Source organism: Pantoea sp. SIMBA_079 (assembly GCF_046940275.1).
Lineage (GTDB): Bacteria > Pseudomonadota > Gammaproteobacteria > Enterobacterales > Enterobacteriaceae > Pantoea > Pantoea borealis.
On record NZ_JAWRYR010000060.1, the window covers coordinates 1 to 403 of the forward strand.

1 protein-coding gene is annotated in these 403 nt (G+C 43.2%); it reads right to left on the reverse strand.

Going from position 1 to position 403, the window contains the following annotated elements:
* Window positions 1–92 precede the first annotated feature (92 nt).
* Window positions 93–403, reverse strand: a 311-nt coding sequence (locus tag SB719_RS19085) for a hypothetical protein (protein WP_412159593.1), incomplete at its 5' end; no start/stop codon positions are given.

Below are 403 nucleotides of genomic sequence, written 5' to 3' on the forward strand. Positions count from 1 at the left end.
TGGCCGATGCAAGGGAAATCAGTGTGAAATTGTCCAGTAGAAGAAAGCCGATGGATTGAGTTTTAGAATGACTAACAGATTGGCTCTCGGATTTATGGGGCATAAGGATGTCTCTTTGGCATGCAGGTCTTATCCATTTCGAAAATATCTACTGTTGCCATTTGAGATGTCCTGCATATTGTTATTATTATTTGTGGGTCGATATGTTCGAAAAGTTCCTCGCAAGTTGGGTGTCCGGGGTTAGTGGTTTCCAGTTTGGTTTGATTAATGGTCAAGCTGAGATCTAGAGTCTGGTGTAATCCACAGTGATTTTGGCTGGCCATGCCGGACTCAATAGCGACTGACTTCATTACAGATCCACACTCGAAAATGTAGGTGATGATTCCATTGGCATTCGACGTTG